General features: G+C 67.5%; 15 protein-coding genes. 2 read left to right on the top strand and 13 right to left on the bottom strand.

Annotation, left to right across the window (positions count from 1 at the left end):
- Positions 1–81: 81 nt before the first annotated feature.
- Positions 82–1,896: a GNAT family N-acetyltransferase gene (locus DXV50_RS01875; protein WP_117204527.1), complete on the bottom strand. Its 1,815-nt coding sequence runs from the start codon at positions 1,894–1,896 to the stop codon at positions 82–84.
- A gap of 141 nt (positions 1,897–2,037) precedes the next feature.
- Positions 2,038–2,880, bottom strand: coding sequence for a Cof-type HAD-IIB family hydrolase (locus DXV50_RS01870; RefSeq protein WP_117204526.1), 843 nt, complete (start codon positions 2,878–2,880; stop codon positions 2,038–2,040).
- Between the two features lie 90 nt (positions 2,881–2,970).
- Between DXV50_RS01870 and DXV50_RS01865 the strand changes: the two genes are divergently transcribed.
- Positions 2,971–3,600 carry a histidine phosphatase family protein gene (locus tag DXV50_RS01865; RefSeq protein WP_117204525.1) on the top strand — a complete coding sequence of 210 codons (630 nt, stop codon included), beginning with the start codon at positions 2,971–2,973 and terminating at the stop codon, positions 3,598–3,600.
- Between the two features lie 102 nt (positions 3,601–3,702).
- Here DXV50_RS01865 and DXV50_RS01860 read toward each other — a convergent pair whose 3' ends face one another.
- From DXV50_RS01860 to DXV50_RS01850, 3 genes are all read right to left on the bottom strand, one after another.
- Positions 3,703–4,518: a metallophosphoesterase family protein gene (locus DXV50_RS01860; protein WP_117205952.1), complete on the bottom strand. Its 816-nt coding sequence runs from the start codon at positions 4,516–4,518 to the stop codon at positions 3,703–3,705.
- A gap of 159 nt (positions 4,519–4,677) precedes the next feature.
- Positions 4,678–5,220, bottom strand: coding sequence for a very short patch repair endonuclease (locus DXV50_RS01855; protein ID WP_232817420.1), 543 nt, complete (start codon positions 5,218–5,220; stop codon positions 4,678–4,680).
- Complete coding sequence (locus tag DXV50_RS01850; RefSeq protein ID WP_117204524.1) at positions 5,217–6,179, bottom strand: hypothetical protein; 963 nt, start codon at positions 6,177–6,179, stop codon at positions 5,217–5,219. The genes DXV50_RS01855 and DXV50_RS01850 overlap by 4 nt, the downstream gene beginning before the upstream one ends.
- Positions 6,180–6,443: 264 nt before the next feature.
- Here DXV50_RS01850 and DXV50_RS01840 point away from each other — a divergent pair, with 264 nt between their 5' ends.
- Positions 6,444–7,679 carry an MFS transporter gene (locus DXV50_RS01840; RefSeq protein WP_117204523.1) on the top strand — a complete coding sequence of 412 codons (1,236 nt, stop codon included), beginning with the start codon at positions 6,444–6,446 and terminating at the stop codon, positions 7,677–7,679.
- A 234-nt stretch (positions 7,680–7,913) separates the two neighbouring features.
- Here the strand turns inward: DXV50_RS01840 and DXV50_RS01835 are convergent, their stop codons facing one another.
- From DXV50_RS01835 to DXV50_RS01800, 8 genes are all read right to left on the bottom strand, one after another.
- Positions 7,914–9,074, bottom strand: a complete 1,161-nt coding sequence (locus tag DXV50_RS01835; protein WP_117204522.1) for an FprA family A-type flavoprotein — start codon at positions 9,072–9,074, stop codon at positions 7,914–7,916.
- 125 nt (positions 9,075–9,199) lie between these two features.
- A complete protein-coding gene (locus tag DXV50_RS01830; RefSeq protein WP_232817419.1) occupies positions 9,200–10,456 on the bottom strand; it encodes an aspartate aminotransferase family protein in 1,257 nt (418 codons plus the stop codon).
- A gap of 76 nt (positions 10,457–10,532) precedes the next feature.
- Positions 10,533–11,408 (bottom strand): acetylglutamate kinase, encoded by an 876-nt coding sequence (argB, locus tag DXV50_RS01825; RefSeq protein ID WP_117204521.1) that lies wholly within the window; start codon positions 11,406–11,408, stop codon positions 10,533–10,535.
- Positions 11,409–11,481: 73 nt separating this feature from the next.
- Positions 11,482–12,774 carry a bifunctional glutamate N-acetyltransferase/amino-acid acetyltransferase ArgJ gene (gene argJ / locus DXV50_RS01820; RefSeq protein ID WP_117204520.1) on the bottom strand — a complete coding sequence of 431 codons (1,293 nt, stop codon included), beginning with the start codon at positions 12,772–12,774 and terminating at the stop codon, positions 11,482–11,484.
- Positions 12,775–12,854: 80 nt separating this feature from the next.
- Positions 12,855–13,931 carry an N-acetyl-gamma-glutamyl-phosphate reductase gene (gene argC / locus DXV50_RS01815; RefSeq protein ID WP_117204519.1) on the bottom strand — a complete coding sequence of 359 codons (1,077 nt, stop codon included), beginning with the start codon at positions 13,929–13,931 and terminating at the stop codon, positions 12,855–12,857.
- Positions 13,932–14,287: 356 nt separating this feature from the next.
- Entirely contained in the window at positions 14,288–14,869 is a 582-nt protein-coding gene (locus DXV50_RS01810) for a DJ-1 family glyoxalase III (RefSeq protein WP_117204518.1), read from the bottom strand.
- A 111-nt stretch (positions 14,870–14,980) separates the two neighbouring features.
- A complete protein-coding gene (locus DXV50_RS01805) occupies positions 14,981–15,439 on the bottom strand; it encodes a PTS sugar transporter subunit IIA (RefSeq protein WP_117204517.1) in 459 nt (152 codons plus the stop codon).
- Between the two features lie 175 nt (positions 15,440–15,614).
- Positions 15,615–16,805 (bottom strand): iron-containing alcohol dehydrogenase, encoded by a 1,191-nt coding sequence (locus DXV50_RS01800; RefSeq protein WP_117204516.1) that lies wholly within the window; start codon positions 16,803–16,805, stop codon positions 15,615–15,617.
- Between the last annotated feature and the right edge of the window lie 152 nt (positions 16,806–16,957).

Below are 16,957 nucleotides of genomic sequence, written 5' to 3'. Positions count from 1 at the left end.
GTGCCTGCTTCTACCCCAACAGGCAGCAGGCCATGCACGGTATAGCACAAGACGCGGACAACAACCACGCGGGGAGGTGCATCAGGATATGAACCACATGCCATCGGCGGGGGCACAGGAGAAGCCCGCCTTCTCCATGAGGGAGCGGGAGGCCTCGTTCTCCAGCCAGACCTCCGCCCAGGGAACCACGCCCTCGTCGAGCTGCTGGGCGACCTTTGCAGCCAGCAGCGCCTGGCCCCATCCGCGCCTGCGGCTGCCCTCGAAGACCTCCAGAAGCCCGATGGACCCCTCGGCATGCTCCCCCACAAAGGCGCAGAGGCGCCCGTCCTCAAAGCCGCCGAGCACGCGGCCGCCCTCGAGGGCGCGTGCGAGCTCGCCGGGCTCGAGGTACTCCGGATGGGCGTAGTGCTCCAGGATCTGACCCTCGTAGGCAGCCGTGAGCACGCGGATGTCGCGCGAGGTCTCCGCCAGCGGCGCCGAGGCGCCCCTGAACGAGTAGGACAGGCAGCCCTCGCAGCCCTCGGCGCCAAGCTCGCGGGCAACGTCGGCAGCCGTGGTGCGGCTCCCCAGCAGGCAGGTCACGCGGGCGCCGCCAAGGCAGCGCACCGCCTGGCGCGCGAGCTTGCGGTTGGTCGCCCAGAGCATCTGCATGCCGTCCGTGGCGCGCAGCAGCACGCAGCCGCGCTGCGCCAGCAGCACCTCGCCCACGCCCCGGCGCAGCGTCTCCACCAGCGGAAGGCCCTTCTCGCCAGAGCGGGAGAGCAGGCTGAGGGCGCGCTCGCGACGGAGCGGCTCGTCCTCGGTTCGGGCGGCAACGACAAACCCCAGGCGCTCGGCAAGCATTGCCTGGCCGGCGGCTCCCGGGTGGTCAGACCCGTCCGCCAGAAGGCGCGCGAGGTCGCCCGCGTCAAGAAGCGCGGAGCCGTCGACGACGCGCATGCTGCCGTGACGTGCGGCGCAGCGCCGGATGATGGCGTCCACCTCGGCAAAGCAGCTCCGCGGGTGGTTGGGGTAGGCCACCTCAGTGTAGGGCAGCGTGGTCATGACCCAGGTGGGGACCTCGGGCCAGGTGGCGGCCACCTCGTAGAGGTAGGTGCGCACCTCCTGCTCCACGCGGCCGGCCTGGCAGGGCTCAAAGCGGTAGTTGGCGCCAAACTCCACCACGATGTGCTCGGGCCGGACCGCCCCGGCCATGCCCACCAAGGTGCCAGGCTGGAAGACCTGGCCTCCCACGCCCTGGTTGAGAAGGTCGAGGCCAAGCTGGGCGGCAAGCCGGCACGGCCAGGCAAGGCCCGGGTCGCACGTCACGTAGCCCTGGGCTATGGAGTCTCCCAGCACCAGGAGCTGGCCCCTCTCGGCCACCGGCTCGATGAAGGTGCCGTCCCCCATGACGGAGCGCACCTCGCATCCGCCAAGGCAGGGCAGCCATATGGTGACGCGGTGCGTGCTCGCCCCGCCCATGCCGGGCAGGCGCTGCACGCCGGGCTCGGGGGCCTCGGCCACGTCGACGCAGAAGCTCACGAGGCCGCCCTCGCCGGGAAGGGCCAGCGGGAGGTGGACCTCGTCGACGTCCGCCGAGAAGCCGTCATAGGGCGGCGTAACGCCCGTGCCGTAGCGCTCAACGTCGGCCACCATCGCCGCAGAGCCGCGCGGCATGGGGTCCATCTCCGCCTCGAGCCACACGTTGGAGGAGTCCGTCTCAAACTGCAGCGAGACGCCGGCCGTGGCGGCCGCGAGCTGGCGATACAGGCCCGGATGCCACGCGCGGCAACTTCCCAGGGCCTTGAGCTGGCCTGCGGTGAAGCGCTGCGGCCTGGTCCAGCCGTTCTCGTCCGTGTCTGATCCCACGACGCCGTGGAGAAGCCCCTCGGCGGCGCAGCTGACCTTTGGGCCCATGGCCCCTCCTGCGTTTGGGTTGCGTTTGCTCAGCCTGCCTATTGTGCCACAGGCGGCAGGGCGCCCCGCGGCCCCCTCCCAGGCTCCACGCACTTCTCGCCGGCAGCTGGGCGGGCGGAGAAAAAGGGCTGTCCCTTTTTCTCATTCGGGCCAGAGCCGCTCCAGGACGCGGAGGACGCCCTGCTCGCGGCAGGGGGCGCAGACCAGGTCCGCCGCGGCCCTCACGGCCTCGTCGGCGTTTCCCATGGCGTAGCCCGCCCCGGCCAGGCGCAGCATCTCCACGTCGTTGCCGGCGTCGCCAAAGGCCACGACCTCCTCGGGAGAGATCCCCCAGTGCTCCATGAGGACGCGGACGCCAGTTGCCTTGGAGACCCCCCGCTGCACCACGTCAAAGTAGCCCCAGCCGTCCTCGCAGCCGCTGTCCACCACGTCCATGGCGCCGCCCAGCGCCTCGCGCATGACGGCGATGGAGCGCGCGAGCTCGCCCTCCGGCACGCGGGACCAGAACATGAGCACGTCCTGCCTGGCCCGCGGGTCCGCGAGGGACTCGACCCGTCTCATGCCATGCGAGTACACGGTCATCTCCGCCACGAAGTCGGGGTCGGCGCCGGGCTCCACCCACGCGCCGTCCGCGCAGACCGTGCAGAGGGGAATCTCCGGGTGGGCGGCGTGGGCCGCGAGAACGCGCTCCACGGCGCCGTCCGGGGCCACGCTCACGCGCAGGCGCCTGCCCTCGGCCTCCACGTAGGCCCCGTTCGAGGTCGCCAGCGCCACGCAGGGCGCGAGCGGCCCAAAGACGTCCTTGACCTGGAAGCTCTGGTTGCTCGTGGCCACGGCAAAGCGGCAGCCGTCCGCCCTCATGCGCGCAAGGACCGCCGAGAAGCGCTCGCGGCTGAAGTCCTCACCGCCCAGGTCCAGGAAGGTGCCGTCCTCGTCGGTCACCACGAGCCTGACCGGGGCGCCGGTCACCGGGTTTTGGGCCATTGGGTTTCTCGCCGTCCTTTCGACATGCCGTGAATGCGTGGCTAGCTTATACTCTACCGCCGGAAACCCACAGGTCGGAAAGAGCAGCGGATGACCAAGTATTTACGATTCATGCGCCACGGGCAGACCGAGCTCAACGTGCGCAACTGCTGGCAGGGACACACCGACGCGCCCCTCACGGAGCTGGGGCGTCACCAGTCGGCCGAGTCCGGGCTCCACCTGCGCGAGTCGAGCATCCAGCTCGACCACGTCTTCTGCTCTCCTTTGGGCCGGGCGAGAGAGACGCTCGAGATCGCGCTGCCCGGCATTGCCAAGCGAGGCTACGAGCTGGTGGACGGGCTCATGGAGATGAGCTTTGGCAGCCTTGACGGCACCGTCAACTCGGACAACGTGGTCGGCCCCTACCATGACTACTTCCTGCAGTTTGGTGGCGAGTCCGAGGAGCACGCCGAGAAGCGCATCTGCTCCACGCTGGAGGGGCTCATGCTGCGCGACGACGTCCAGAGCACTCTCGTGGTCTCCCACGGCACCATGGGCCGCCTCTTCAAGAACCACTGGAAGGCGCTCTCGCAGGTGGAGGACATCCCGCAGCTCTCAAACTGCTGCGTGGTCACCTACGCCTTCGACGAGCGCGAGCGCACCTTCAGCTGCGTGGACATCTACCAGCCCAGCTGCGCCACCATGCCGCAGAACGTCCTCAACCACGAGGCCGGCAAGTAGGGCCACAGCCCAGCAGCCCACCCCCATGGCGAGAAACGCGAGGGGCCGCCCGCGCCATCCGGCGCAAGGCGGCCCCTCGTGCTCTTCCCTGACCTTCCTTCGCTACTCGCCAGGAAGGATAGGCTCGTAGAAACAGGCGCCGTCGTCCAGGCGAAGGACGAGGACCTGGCCAAACCCGGCGCCTCCGGCGGCACCGGCGTCAATGTCCCAACGGTCAGCCACGCCACCGGTTGCCCCGGAGGCGCCGACCTTGACCATCTGCGCCAGCCCGTCCGCGTTGCGCGTGGGGCCGCAGACTTCCCCGAGCATTCCCGTGAGGTAGGGCGTGGGGGTGTGCCCGGCGATGACGATGGGCCCCTCTCCCCGCTCGTCCACCAGGCCGGTGGGGCTGGTCCAGAAGTCGTCGCGAATCCACAGCAGGTCATCGGGTCTCTGTGCGGCCATGAGCCGCTCGATGGAGCCCTCGTCCCACGCTGCGGGAACCTCGACGCGCCAGGGGTCGATGCCGGCGTGCGTGAGGATGTAGTCGCGCTCCCCCACGCGCACCTGGGCCCAGCACGGGAGCTGCTCCACCCAGTCGACGACCATGGAGGCGTCCTCGTCGTCCAGCGCCTCCAGGGCGTCCGAGGTGGTGGAGCCGCCGTTCATGGCCCAGTCCATGGCGCACATGGACATCTCGACCTGATCGGCACCCCTCAGGGCGCGCAGCATGAGGTCCTCGTGATTGCCCTTGAGCACGCAGACGTTGGGAAGGGCGCGGGTGACCGCGATGACGCCCAGGGGGTCGGGCCCGCGGTCGATCATGTCGCCCAGGCAGAAGAAGCGATCCTGCTCGGAGGGGCTGACGCGCTCAAGCGCGCGCTCGAGCGTGGCCCTGTGACCATGCACGTCAGAGTAGACGTAGGTTGGCGTCGTAATCCCCTCCTCCGGTCTGGCAGGCTCCCCACCTGCGACGCATTGGCAAGAGCCTACCACCTGACACGCCCCGGGGGCCGACGCGTCAGGCAAACGGCACCTCCTTGCTACCTGGGCGTAACGTGGCGCCCCGGCGTTACGCCCGAGCGGCCGCCTGCGCGCCTATCCCCTGCGGCCGCGGCGTCGATGGCGCTCGCGGCGGACGCGCCAGGCCGGGGCCGAGCCGATCTCCACCAGGCGGCCGGAGCGCAGGCCCTGGGCGCGCAGTTCCTCCGCGCGGCGAATCTCTCGCACCAGTTCCCGCATGGTAGCGTCGAAGCGGCCCTTCTTGAGACGGCACTCCCAGATGGTGATGACCGTCCAGCCGCCGCTTACCAGCAGTGCGTTGTCACGAGCGTCGCGGGCACGGTTGCGGGCGAACTTTGCCTCCCAGAACTCCACGTTTGACTTGGGCATGGTAAGGCCGCAGTGCGGGCACCGGTGCCAGAAGCAGCCGTTGACGAAGATGGCCACGTGCCTTCCAGGAAAGCAGATATCGGGCTTGCCGGGGGCCTTCTTCCAGTGCAGGCGGTACCCTGAGAGGCCGGCCTCGCGCAGCGCGGCGCGCACCTTGAGCTCGGGCTTGGTGTTCTTGCTCTTGTTGGCCTGCATCACGTGGCGCGTGGCCGCGGAGACGGGCTTGGGGGCAAGGGGCTCCCCCGTCAACGGGCGGCCTCCGTGGGCGCCACCGGGTTGCCCTCGAAGTTGAGGTCGCCCGTGAGCTCGCGCACGGAGCCAAGCCCCGCGCCGGAGATCACGATCTCGTCGATGAGCGGCAGGATGCGGGCCTGAGCGCCCTCGAAGAGCTCCCAGAAGTCCGCGTGCGAGACCTCGCCCGTAAAGGGGTTCTCCCAGGCGGCGTGCCCGCGGTTGTCGAAGTCGCTGGTATCCTGACGGCGCACGCGGTGGCTCATGGCGCGGTAGAGCGAGTAGCGGCCGCGCGTGAAGAGGCGCTCGACGCCGCCCAGCGCCAGGCGCTTGCCGCCGCCCGCGGAGTAGAAGAGGCGCTGCAGCAGCCTGAACTCGTGGACCGAGACCGAGAAGGCCTGCGGGTCCACGGGCTGCCCAAACACCCACAGGGTCACATAGAAGTAGAGCTTGTCCACGCAGGAGAGCACCTCGGGCGAGGCGACAAGGACCTCGCGGTACGGGCGCCACTCGGCTACGGTCTTGCCCGCGAGGCGGAAGAGGGCCATCTCGTCCCAGTCGCGCTCGATCTCCGCGTGGACCTTCTGCGCGTCAGAGGCGTCAAGGCCCGGCACGCCGGCGCGGGTGAGGCCGTTTTGCCAGTAGTACACAAAGGGGTGCATGGTGGAGTCCAGTGCCCAGTGACTCGTGAAGCCGGCCACGTAGGCGCGGGCGATGCCGCGCTCGCGCCCCTCGAGCTGGTCTGCCGCCTCGCGCATGGCAACCAGCAGCGGCGCGGGAGCGGCGTCGTGCATGGTGTTGCCGAGCTTTGACCACTTGGCCATCAGCGGGTGAGCCACCAGGTAGAAGAGCGGGTCAGGCCCCTGGTTTCCCAGAAGGTACGCGTCCCTCTCGTCCACGGAGCGGAAGTTCATGAGGTCGGCGACGTCGTCCGCGACGGCGCGGCCAAAGAGGTCATGAGTGACGATGGCTGGCATGGGTGGCCTTTCTCGCGTTTTCCTGCCCCCGATTATGTACCAACGGCAACGCACGGGCGCACGGCGAGAAGCCCTCCGAGAAAGCCCCCACACGCCGACCACGGCGTTTTACGCAACCCTTACCGCAGCGCAGCGCGTCCCTGCCATGGCGTGCGGTAACGTTTGCTCATCAATGGCTCTACGGCACGCGGCACGATGTTGTTGTAATGTTGACACGTCAATATTTCCGCGCGACCGAGCGCAGTGACAACAGGAGGAGGCCCCATGGCCAAGCAGAAGATGACCCGCGCCGAGAAGAGCTGGATCATGTACGACGTGGGCAACTCGGCCCTTGTGCTTCTCGCCACCAGCGTCATCCCCATCTACTTCAGCTCGCTGGCGCCCGATGGCGGCGTGGTGGTTGCCTGGAGCTACGCCGAGACCGTGGCCTCCCTCATCATCGCGCTGCTCATGCCCATCCTGGGCTCCATCGCCGACATGAAGGGCATGAAGAAGAAGTTCATCGTTGGCTGCGTCGGCACGGGCGTGGTGGCCACGGTGGCGCTGGGCATACCCACGAGCGCCATGGCCTTCCTCGTCATCTACGTCATCAGCTCGGTGGCGCTCAACTCGTCCATGGTGTTCTACGACGCGCTGTTGGTGGACGCCACCACAGACGACCGCATGGACGAGATCTCCAGCCAGGGCTACGCCTGGGGCTACATCGGCAGCTGCGTGCCGTTCATCGCGTGCCTGCTCGTGGTGCTCAACTACGACGCGCTGGGCATAGGCCTTCAGACCGCCATGCAGATCGCCTTCGTGATCACCGCCGCCTGGTGGCTGGCCTTCACCATCCCCATGCTCAGGGACGTGCAGCAGAAGCACTTCAAGCCGCGCGAGGAGCACGCCGTGAGCCGCGCCATCAAGGGCATAGGCGGCACCCTCAAGGAGATGTGGACCAATCGAGCCATCAAGTTCTACATGATTGCCTACTTCTTCTACATCGACGGCGTCCACACCATCATCAAGCTCTCCACCAGCTACGGAACGGACCTCGGCATCAGCTCAACGCAGCTCGTGCTCGCCCTTCTGGTGACGCAGTTCGTGGCCTTCCCGTCCGCCATCATCTACGGCCGCCTGTCCAGCAAGTACGGCACCCGCAGGATGCTGCTCATCGCCATCGCCGCCTACTTTGGCATCACCCTGTTTGCCGCGCTCTTCCTGCGCACCGCCACGGAGTTCTGGATCCTGGCCATCCTGGTCGGCATGTTCCAAGGCGGCATCCAGGCGCTCTCCCGCTCCGAGTTTGGCAAGCTCTGCCCCAAGAAGCGCGCCAACGAGTACTTTGGCTTCTTCGACATCTTTGGCAAGTACGCCGCCATCCTGGGCACCTTCCTGGTGGGCACCTTCACCGCCCTCACCGGCAACTCCAGCCTGGGCGTCATGAGCATCGCCGTGCTGTTTGTCATCGGCTTCGTCATGATGCTCAAGGTCCCCGCCCGCGAGGAGGCGGCGGAGTAGGGCCAAAGACAGAGCGGATTTCTCGCCGTTTTCCGTCGTTTCCGGCCTCCTGCGCCAGCTACGTCAAGCAAAGCCCCTGCGTGTATTAAGACATTGATACACGCAGGGGCTTATTTCACAAATCGTCCGTGCATGCACGGCCAAAGTGCGCAAAGCGCCCTTGCGTGTATCAACGTTTTAATACACGCAAGGGCGCTTGCCATCCAGGGGCCATCCGTTTGGCGAGAAGGCCCTCTACTTGGAAAGTTCGTCGGCCAGGGCGGCAATCTGGGCGCGGGAGGCATCATCAAGGGCGCCGCGGACGGTGGCCACCTGCTCGAGCACGGCCACGTCCTTCATCTCCTCAAGCTGGGCGCGCATGACCTTGGCAGCGGTGGGCGCCCAGGTGCCAGACTCCACGAGAGCCACCGTACGGTTCTGGTAGGCGTGCTCGGCCAGCGTGTGGATGAAGGTGCCCATGCACGGGAAGACGCCGCCGTTGTAGGTCACGCTCGCCAGGACAAGGCGGTCGTAGCGGAAGGCGTCCTCCACGGCCTCGGCCATGTCGTCGCGGGCCAGGTCAAAGACGGAGACCTTCTGGCCGCGGGCCTCAAGGGCACCCGCCAGCTCGAGGGCGGCCTGCCTGGTGTTTCCGTAGACGGAGGCGTAGGCCACGGTGACGCCCTTGTCCTCCGGCTCGTAGCTGGACCAGGTGTTGTAGAGGTCCAGGTAGTAGCCGAGGTTCTGGTCAAGCACGGGGCCGTGGAGCGGGCAGATGCGCGCGATGTCCAGGCCCGCGGCCTTCTTGAGCACTGCCTGCACGTTGCGACCGAACTTGCCCACGATGCCAAAGTAATAGCGCCTAGCCTCGCACGCCCACCCCTCGGGGTCCTCAACGTCAAGCGCCCCGAACTTGCCAAACCCGTCAGCCGAGAAAAGCGTCTTGGTGGTGGACTCGTACGAGAAGAGCACCTCGGGCCAGTGGACGTTGGCGGCGCCCACGAAGGTGAGCGCGTAGCCGCCCAGGTCAAGCTCGAAGCCCTCCTTGGCAATCACACGGCGGTCGGCGAAGTCGGTGCCAAAGTAGGCCTTCATCATCTTGAACGCCGGCGCGGAGGCCACCACCTGCGCGGCAGGATAGCGCTCCATGAAGACGGCGATACCTGCGGAGTGGTCAGGCTCCATGTGGTGAACCACCAGGTAGTCGGGCGTACGGCCGGCAAGCGCGGCGTCGAGGTTGCCCAGCCACTCCTCCACAAAGTGGCCGTCAACGGTGTCCATGACGGCAACCTTCTGGCCCACAACGACGTAGGAGTTGTACGACATGCCGTTCTGGCGGACGTCGTACTGCCCCTCGAAGAGGTCGATGTCGTGGTCGTTCACGCCTACGTAGGCAATGCTCTCGGTAATCTGCATTCAAATGCCCCCAGACAGTCGGTTTGCACAGAGCGAGACCCATTCTAGAGCACGACCCCGACGCGCCGGTCGGGCACGTCGGGGTCGCGACATCCGTTATAAGAAAAAGAGACTGTCCCCTTTTCTCAGTGCTTGGCGAGAAGCGCCTCCAGGCGGTCCATTCCCTCGTCAACCTGCTCGTCGGTGATGCAGAGGGGCGGCAGGAAGCGCAGGATGGAGTCGCCGATGTGGTTGAGGACGAGCCCCTCGGCCAGCCCCTCGTCGACCAGCGCCGTGGCCACGGGGACGTCCAGCTGGGCGCCACGCATGAGGCCGCGGCCGCGAACCTCGGTCACATGCGGCATGCCCTCCAGGCGGTGGCGCAGGCGCTTGCCGGTGGCAATGACGTGCTCGCCCATGTCCTCCTCAACCAGCGCACAGAGCGTGGCGCGGCAGGCGGCCATGGCAAGGGCGCTGCCGCCGAAGGTGGAGCCGTGGTCACCGGGACGCATGAGGTCGGCCACCTCGGCGCGGGCGGCGACGGCGCCCATCGGGAAGCCGTCGGCGATGCCCTTGGCCATGCTCACGACGTCCGGCTCGATGCCGGCGCGCTGGAAGCTGAACGGGGCGCCGCAGCGGAAGAAGCCGGTCTGGACCTCGTCGATGACGAGCAGGATGCCCTTCTCGTGGCAGAGGTCGGAGACGGCGCGCAGGTAGTCGTAGGTGGCCGGCCAGACGCCGCCCTCGCCCTGGACGCACTCGAGCATGACGGCGCAGACGGGGCCGCAGCTGGGAGCGGGGTTCTCCACAGCCTCGCGCAGCGCGTCGATGTCGTTGAGGTCAACGGAGGCAAAGCCGGCCGGCAGCGGCTGGAAGCTCTTGTGGAAGACGTCCTGGCCGGTGGCGGCGAGCGTGGCCAGCGTGCGGCCGTGGAAGCTCTTGTGGGCGCTCACGATGCCCGCGGCGCCGCCGAGCCTGACCTCGCCCCAGCGGCGGGCGACCTTGATGGCGCCCTCGTTGGCCTCGGCACCGGAGTTGCCAAAAAAGGTGCGCCAGGTGGTGCCGGTGGAGCCCTCGACGTGGCCGGACTCGTCGGTCACCGTGGAGAGCAGGCCGGAGATGGCCTGCGCCGCCTCGTTGCGGTTCTCGATGTAGAAGTAGTTGCCCACCTGCCAGAGCTTCTCGGCCTGGTCGCGCACGGCGGCCACGACGACCGGGTGGCAGTGGCCCAGGCTGGCGCAGCCAATGCCGCCAAGGAAGTCCAGGTAGTCCTTGCCGGTAGAGTCGGTGAGCACGGCGCCCTTTGCAGAGACGAGCTCCACGGGCAGGCGGCCGTAGGTGTGCATGAGGTAGGTCTCGTCGGCAGAGACGACGTCGGCGGCAACGGTGGCAAAGTCGGGCATGGTGTCCTCTTTCTTGATGGAACGCGCGGTCGGGCGAGAAGTGCGCGGGGCCGTGAGCCCTGACCCAGCGGGCGTCCTAGTCCTGGGTGAACATGGTGCCGCAGCCGGCGTCGGTGAAGATCTCCAGCAGCAGCGAGTGCGGGTAGGTGCCGTTCAGGATGACGACCTCGGAGACGCCGGCGTCAAGCGCCTCGGCGACGGAGCGGATCTTGGGAATCATGCCGCCGTCCAAGGTGCCGGACTCCAGGAGCTCGTGGGTCTCGGTGCGGGTGAGCTGGGCCACGAGGCTGTCCTCGTCGGAGAAGTCGCGGAAGAGGCCGTCAACATCGGTGAGGTAGATGAGCTTGTCGGCGCCCATGGCCTCGGCGATCTTGTCGGCGGCCACGTCGGCGTTGATGTTGTAGAAGCCGTCCGGGCCGCAGCCCACCGTGGCGACCACGGGAATGTAGCCGTCGTCCAGGATGGTATTGATGAGGTTGGTGTCCACCTCGCGGATGCGGCCAACGCGGCCCAGGTCGGGGTCGACGGGCTCGGCCTTCAGGGTCTTGCCGTCCGCGCCGGAGATGCCCACCGCGTTGTGGCCGTACTCGTTCAGGGCCCAGACGAGCTGCTGGTTGACGTGGCCGACCAGGACCTCCTGCACGGCCTCCATGGTCTCGTCGTCGGTGACGCGCAGGCCGTCCTTGAACCTCACGGGCACGTCAAGGCGCTTGAGCATGGCGTTGATGGCCTTGCCGCCGCCGTGCACGAGCACGATGCGCACGCCCATGAGCTTGAGCATCTCGATGTCGGCGACCACCTGGCGGCAGAGCTCAGGGTCCTCCATGGCAGAGCCGCCGTACTTGATGACGAAGGTCTTGCCGCTCATCTTGTTGATCCAGGGCAGCGCCTCGCAGAGCAGCTCGGCCTTGCTCGCCGCGCGGTCGCGCTCCATGCGGTCACGCTTCTTCATGTGCTTCTCCAAACAGACTCGGACGGCAACGTGGCAGTGAGAAAAAGGGACTGTCTATTTCTCCCGTTGTCAGCTACGTGCGGTAGTCGCCGTTGATGGTGACGTAGTCGTGCGTGAGGTCGCAGGTCCAGACGCGCGTGTGGGCGTCTCCGGAGTGCAGATCGACGATGATGTCGATCTCGGGCGCCTCAAAGCGGCGCAGCATGTCGTCCTCGTCCATGGGGACGGTGAGGCCGGCGCGGCACACGGGCACGCCCATGAAGTCGATGTCAACCGCACGCTGGTCAAAGGGAACGCCGCACTTGCCGGCAGCCGCGGCCACGCGCCCCCAGTTGGCGTCATGGCCAAAAATGGCGGTCTTGACCAGCGGCGAGTTGGCAATCGCGCGGGCGACGGCGTCTGCGTCGGCGTCGTTGGCGGCGCCCAGCACGTTGACGGTCACGAGCTTGGTGGAGCCCTCGCCGTCGGCCGCGATCTTGCGGGCAAGCTCGCCGCATACGGCCTTGATGGCGGCGGCGATGGCCGGGAAGGCCGCGGAGCCAACGCCCACGCTCTCCCCCGCCGGCGCAGCCTTGCCCGTTGCCAGCAGGATGGCGGTGTCGTTGGTGGAGGTGTCGGAGTCCACGGTGACCTTGTTGAAGGTCTGCTTCACGGCGGCGAGAAGCGCCTCGTGCGCGGCCTCGCTGGTGAGGGGCGCGTCCGTGGACATGACGCAGAGCATAGTGGCCATGTTGGGCTGGATCATGCCGGAGCCCTTGACGAAACCGCCCACGTGGACCTCGTACGCGGAGCCGTCTGCCGCGGGCAGCTTGCCTACGAAGGAGGCCTCCTTAGGCACGGTGTCGGTGGTCATGACGGCGCAGGCCGCGTCGTGGGCCGCCGCAGGCGTGGCGGCAAGGGCCTCGGCCGCGGCAGGCACGCCCGTCTCAAAGGGCGAGAAGTCCAGCTCCTGCCCGATGACGCCCGTGGAGGCCACCAGGACGTCGGACGGCTCGCAGCCCAGCGTGGCGGCGACGAGGTCTGCCGTGCGGCGCGCGGTAGCAAGGCCCGGCTCGCCGGTGGCGGCGTTGGCGTTTCCGGAGTTGAGGATGACCGCGCGGGCACGGCCGTCGGCCACGTGCTCGCGGGAGACGATGACCGGAGCTGCGCAGAAGCGGTTGGTGGTGAAGGTGCCGGCAGCCACGCAGGTCTGGTCCGCAACGACAAGGGCCATGTCACGACGGTTGGGGTCGCGGCGGAAGCCGGCGTGCAGGCCCGCCGCAGAGACGCCCGCGGCAGCGCAGACGCCACCCTCACAGGGGGCAAAGCCAAAGGCCTCGGGCGTATCCGGGGCGATCGGAAGCTCTATGGGCTCAAAGTCGCTCATGTAATGTCCTATCTTCTAAGCCGAGAAGCCCGCACGCGCGGTGGCGGTGCCGCCAGGGCGGCGCGGGGGCTTCTCGCCTGCTAGACCAGGGGGGCCGGCATGTCGATGCCGGCGAGCTCGGGCAGGCCGAGCACGATGTTTGCGTTCTGGACGGCCTGGGCGGCAGCGCCCTTGCCCAGGTTGTCGATGGCGCAGGAGGCAATGATGGTGCGTCGGCGTCGGGCGTCCAAGGCCACGCCCACCTGGGCGCGGGCGGTGCCAAAGACGGAGCTCGTGGAGGGCATGGAGCCTGCGGGCAGGACCGTGACCAGTGGCTCGTTGGCAAAGCGGGCCTCATAGGCGGCCTGGACGTCCTCGGCGGTGACGCCGTCTGCGGCCTCAAGATAGACGGTGGAGAGAAGCCCGCGGGTGAGCGGGGCCAGGTGCGGGGTGAAGACCACGTTCATCTGGCGGCCGGCGACCTCGGAGAGGGTCTGCTCGATCTCGGGCGTGTGGCGGTGCTTGGCCACGCCGTAGGCCTCCACGGACTCGTTGGCGTGGCAGTAGTGGGTGCGCGCGTTGGCTCCGCGGCCGGCGCCGGAGACGCCGGAGATGGCGTCGGCGATGACCAGGTCACCGCCTGCCAGGCCCGCGGAGAGGGCGGGCGTGGCGGCAAGGGCCGTGGCCGTGGGATAGCAGCCCGGCACGGAGACCAGGACGGCCTGACCGGCGGCGTGGCGCTCGGCCACAGCGAGGATGCCCTCGCGGTTGAGCTCGGGCAGGCCGTAGACGGTCTGGGAGAGGAGCTCCGGGCTGGTGTGGGGCGTGTTGTACCATTGCTCGTAGACCTGCGGGTCGTGCAGGCGGTAGTCGGCGGAGAGGTCGAGCACGGTGACGCCGCGCCTCAGGAGCTCGGGCGTCAGGGCCAGCGAGGCCGTGTGCGGCACCGCCAGGAAGGCCACGTCGGCCGCCTGGGCTATGGCGTCCGGCTCGGGCAGGGAGAGCTCGAGGTCGCAGGCACCCGCAAAGGAGGGGTAGACGGCGTCCAGGCGCGTGCCGGCCTCCTTGCGGTCGGTGGCCATGGCAAGCTCCATGTTGGGGTGGCCAAGCACCAGGCGGCAGACCTCGATGCCCGCAAAGCCCGTGGCGCCGACGACGCAGACCCTTATACGCTCCATTTGAATATCTCCCTCATTTTATTGCATAATTATGAGTGCTTATGCAATCCGGCTGTAATTTTATGCGGTAAAGATACGCTTGGGGCGCTGCACGGTCAATAAACGCGCCCGTACCGACACGCGCACGAAACGTTTGGGCCGCTGACGAGAAGTTCGCGCGAGGCGCGGCCGTGGCACGGCCGGTTGGACCACCGGACCGCCCGAGCCACAGATTGCGGGGTTTGGCAGAAACGGCCGTGCCAAAGCCCGCAAAACGTGGCTCTTGGGCCCAAATCCGCCCTTCTCGCCTGCCAAAGCCCGCAAAATGTGGCTCCCGCAGCTCCATCGCCAACCGGCGCCCGGCCGGCCCCGGGCCGCTACATGAGGACGATGCCCTCGCAGACGTCGTCGACGGCGTCCTTGCCCAGGTAGTAGTCGACGATCTCGAGCGCAAAGTACGTGGCCGTGGCCATGCCCTGGCTCGTGATGACGTTGCCGTCGCGCACTGCGCGCTCGCCCGACAGCACCTCGGCGCCATGCTCGGAGCAGACGTCCTGGAAGCCCGGGTTGGCCGTGGCGCGACGCCCGCGCAGGATGCCCAGCTCGGCCAGGATGGACGGAGAGGCGCAGATGGCCGCCACGCCGCGGCCGGCCTCGGCAAACCTCACCAGGGCGTTGCAGAGCGGCGCGCAGTCACGCAGGTTGGGCATGCCGGGGATGCCGCCGGGCAGCACCAGCATGTCGTACTCGTCGAAGTCAAAGCCCTCGTCGGCGATGCTGCGGTTGCAGACCACCGTCACCTCGCGCGAGGAGGTCACGTTCAACTCGCCCGTGATGGAGACCATGTCGCAGGGGATGCCCGCGCGGAAGAGGACGTCAACCACCGAGATGGCCTCCACCTCCTCGAAGCCCTCAGCAAAGAACACGGCCACGCGCTTGTCTGTCTTCTGCCTGAACATGAGACCTCCCGGGTCAGTCAGCCGCGGCCCCGCGCCGCGCGCACATAAGCAAAAAGCCCTGCCGGCACATGCCGACAGGGCAAAGGATACCCGCTTTGGGCTGGGAGGGAGCTAGTCCTCCTCGATGCCGGCGTTGATGGCGTCGGCGATGGCCTTGCGGTCGTCGGTGCTACGGACGAGGTTCTTGAACTCCTCGCGCATGAGCAGGACGGCGGTCTTGGAGAGGAGCTTGATGTGGGTGGTGCCGGCCTCTCCGTCGGGAACGAGCAGCGAGATGGCGACGTCGACGGGCTTGTCGTCAAAGGACGGCCACTCCAGGGCGCGGTTGTTCTTCACGACGATGACGGCGGCGCGCTTGATGGCGTCGGTCTTGGCGTGCGGCACGGCAAAGCCGTCGGTCATGCCCGTCTCGCCCATGTCCTCGCGGGCCAGGAAGGCCTCGTAGACGGCATCGGCGTCATCGGTGATGCCAAGCTCGGCAGCACGGTCGGCGATGAAGCGAAGAACGGCCTCGCGGCTCTCGGCGTCCTGGTTGACGAAGACGTTGTCTTCCTTGACGAAATCGCTCACTGCGGTCTCCTTGTCTGCGTGTCAGGCCGTGCCCCCTCGGCCGGCCACCAACATTCCAATGATATCCAAAACGGGGGCCTCTCAACCAAGGCAAGAAGCACAGGCGAGAAGGACGTCCCATAGGAAGGGGCGGGGCCGCGAAGGCACGGCCTCGCCCCCAAGGCGCTAGCTCAGACTAGCGGGCGTTCTTGAGGATGTTCTCGATGTCCTCGACGTGGAGCTCCATGAAGGCACCGGCGTGGTCGCCGCCACGGGCGTCGACGGCACCCTGGGCCATCTCGTGAATCTGCTCGTCGGTGGGATCGATGCCCAGCTCGTGGAGGCTGGTGGGCAGGTTGATGGAGTGGCACCACTCGTCCCAGGCGTCAATGCCGCGAAGGCCGGTCTCCTTGGCGTCGTGGAAGTTGTTCTGGACGCCCCAGACGTTGACGGCAAACTGGGCGAAGCGCTCGGGGTCGACGTCGATGACGTACTTGGCCCAGGAGGACCAGATGGCGGTCAGGCCAGCGCCGTGGGCAACGTCAAACATGGCGCCGATCTCGTGCTCGATGGCGTGGCAGGCAAAGTCGCCGACGCGGCCGAGGCCGGTCAGGCCATCGTGGGACTTGGCGCCGGCCAGCAGCAGGTTGGCGCGGGCGGGGTAGGACTTGGGGTTGGCCAGGGCCTCCGGGACAAAGGTCTTGACGGTGCGCATGAGGCCCTCGGCAAGCTCGTCGGAGAGCTCGACGTGCTGCTCGGTGGTGAAGTAGCGCTCCATGGTGTGCATCATGATGTCGGCGCCGGGGGCAGCGGTCTGGAAAGGCGGCAGGGAGTAGGTGAGCTCCGGGTTCATGATGGCAAAGAGAGGACGGGCGCACTCGTGGTTGTAGGAGCGCTTGAGCATCTTCTCGCCCATGGTGTCGATGTTGATGACCGTGGAGTTGGAGGTCTCGGAGCCAGTGCCGGCCAGGGTGGAGATGGCGCCGATCTTGGCGATCTTGGTGGTGCTCACCTTGCCGAGGAAGAGGTCCTCGAGGTCAAAGTCGTTGGCGAGGCCGTAGGCGATGGCCTTGGAGGAGTCGATGGCAGAGCCGCCGCCGATGGCGAGGATGAAGTCCACGCCCTCCTTTTTGCAGAGCTCGACGCCCTGCTTGACCAGGGAGAGGCGCGGGTTGGGCACGACGCCGTCCATCTCGACGTACTCGATGCCCTCGGCCGCCAGGCCCTCCTCGACGCGGGCGAGAAGGCCGGTGTCGCGGACGTAGTCGCCGCCCCAGTGGATGAGGGCCTTGTGGCCGCCGAACTCCTTGATCAGACGGCCGGCCTCCTTCTCGGTCTCCTTGCCAAACACGATCTTGGTCGGAACGAGGTACTCAAAGTTAACCATGCTAAGAGATTCCCTTCTCTACTCTCTTTGCTCTTAATTGGCTTAAAGCAACTGACCTCCGTGAGCACGGCGGCCAGGTGCCCAATGCAACGTTAACGCTGCAGGCCGGGCGGCAGGCTTTTCTCGACGCAAGTTCCGCAGCCGCGTCCTTT

The sequence above is a fragment of the Paratractidigestivibacter faecalis genome (genome assembly GCF_003416765.1).
Classification (GTDB): domain Bacteria; phylum Actinomycetota; class Coriobacteriia; order Coriobacteriales; family Atopobiaceae; genus Paratractidigestivibacter; species Paratractidigestivibacter faecalis.
The sequence above is the reverse complement of the archived record's forward strand: the minus strand, read 5'-3'. Positions and strand labels throughout refer to the sequence as shown.

What these genes read in the sequence shown, in the direction of transcription:
- DXV50_RS01875 (WP_117204527.1), bottom strand. Translation starts at nt 1,896, where the DNA reads ATGGGCCCAAAGGTCAGCTGCGCCGCCGAGGGGCTTCTCCACGGCGTC.
- DXV50_RS01870 (WP_117204526.1), bottom strand. Translation starts at nt 2,880, where the DNA reads ATGGCCCAAAACCCGGTGACCGGCGCCCCGGTCAGGCTCGTGGTGACC.
- DXV50_RS01865 (WP_117204525.1), top strand. Translation starts at nt 2,971, where the DNA reads ATGACCAAGTATTTACGATTCATGCGCCACGGGCAGACCGAGCTCAAC.
- DXV50_RS01850 (WP_117204524.1), bottom strand. Translation starts at nt 6,179, where the DNA reads ATGCCAGCCATCGTCACTCATGACCTCTTTGGCCGCGCCGTCGCGGAC.
- DXV50_RS01840 (WP_117204523.1), top strand. Translation starts at nt 6,444, where the DNA reads ATGGCCAAGCAGAAGATGACCCGCGCCGAGAAGAGCTGGATCATGTAC.
- DXV50_RS01835 (WP_117204522.1), bottom strand. Translation starts at nt 9,074, where the DNA reads ATGCAGATTACCGAGAGCATTGCCTACGTAGGCGTGAACGACCACGAC.
- DXV50_RS01830 (WP_232817419.1), bottom strand. Translation starts at nt 10,456, where the DNA reads ATGCCCGACTTTGCCACCGTTGCCGCCGACGTCGTCTCTGCCGACGAG.
- argB (WP_117204521.1), bottom strand. Translation starts at nt 11,408, where the DNA reads ATGAAGAAGCGTGACCGCATGGAGCGCGACCGCGCGGCGAGCAAGGCC.
- argJ (WP_117204520.1), bottom strand. Translation starts at nt 12,774, where the DNA reads ATGAGCGACTTTGAGCCCATAGAGCTTCCGATCGCCCCGGATACGCCC.
- argC (WP_117204519.1), bottom strand. Translation starts at nt 13,931, where the DNA reads ATGGAGCGTATAAGGGTCTGCGTCGTCGGCGCCACGGGCTTTGCGGGC.
- DXV50_RS01810 (WP_117204518.1), bottom strand. Translation starts at nt 14,869, where the DNA reads ATGTTCAGGCAGAAGACAGACAAGCGCGTGGCCGTGTTCTTTGCTGAG.
- DXV50_RS01800 (WP_117204516.1), bottom strand. Translation starts at nt 16,805, where the DNA reads ATGGTTAACTTTGAGTACCTCGTTCCGACCAAGATCGTGTTTGGCAAG.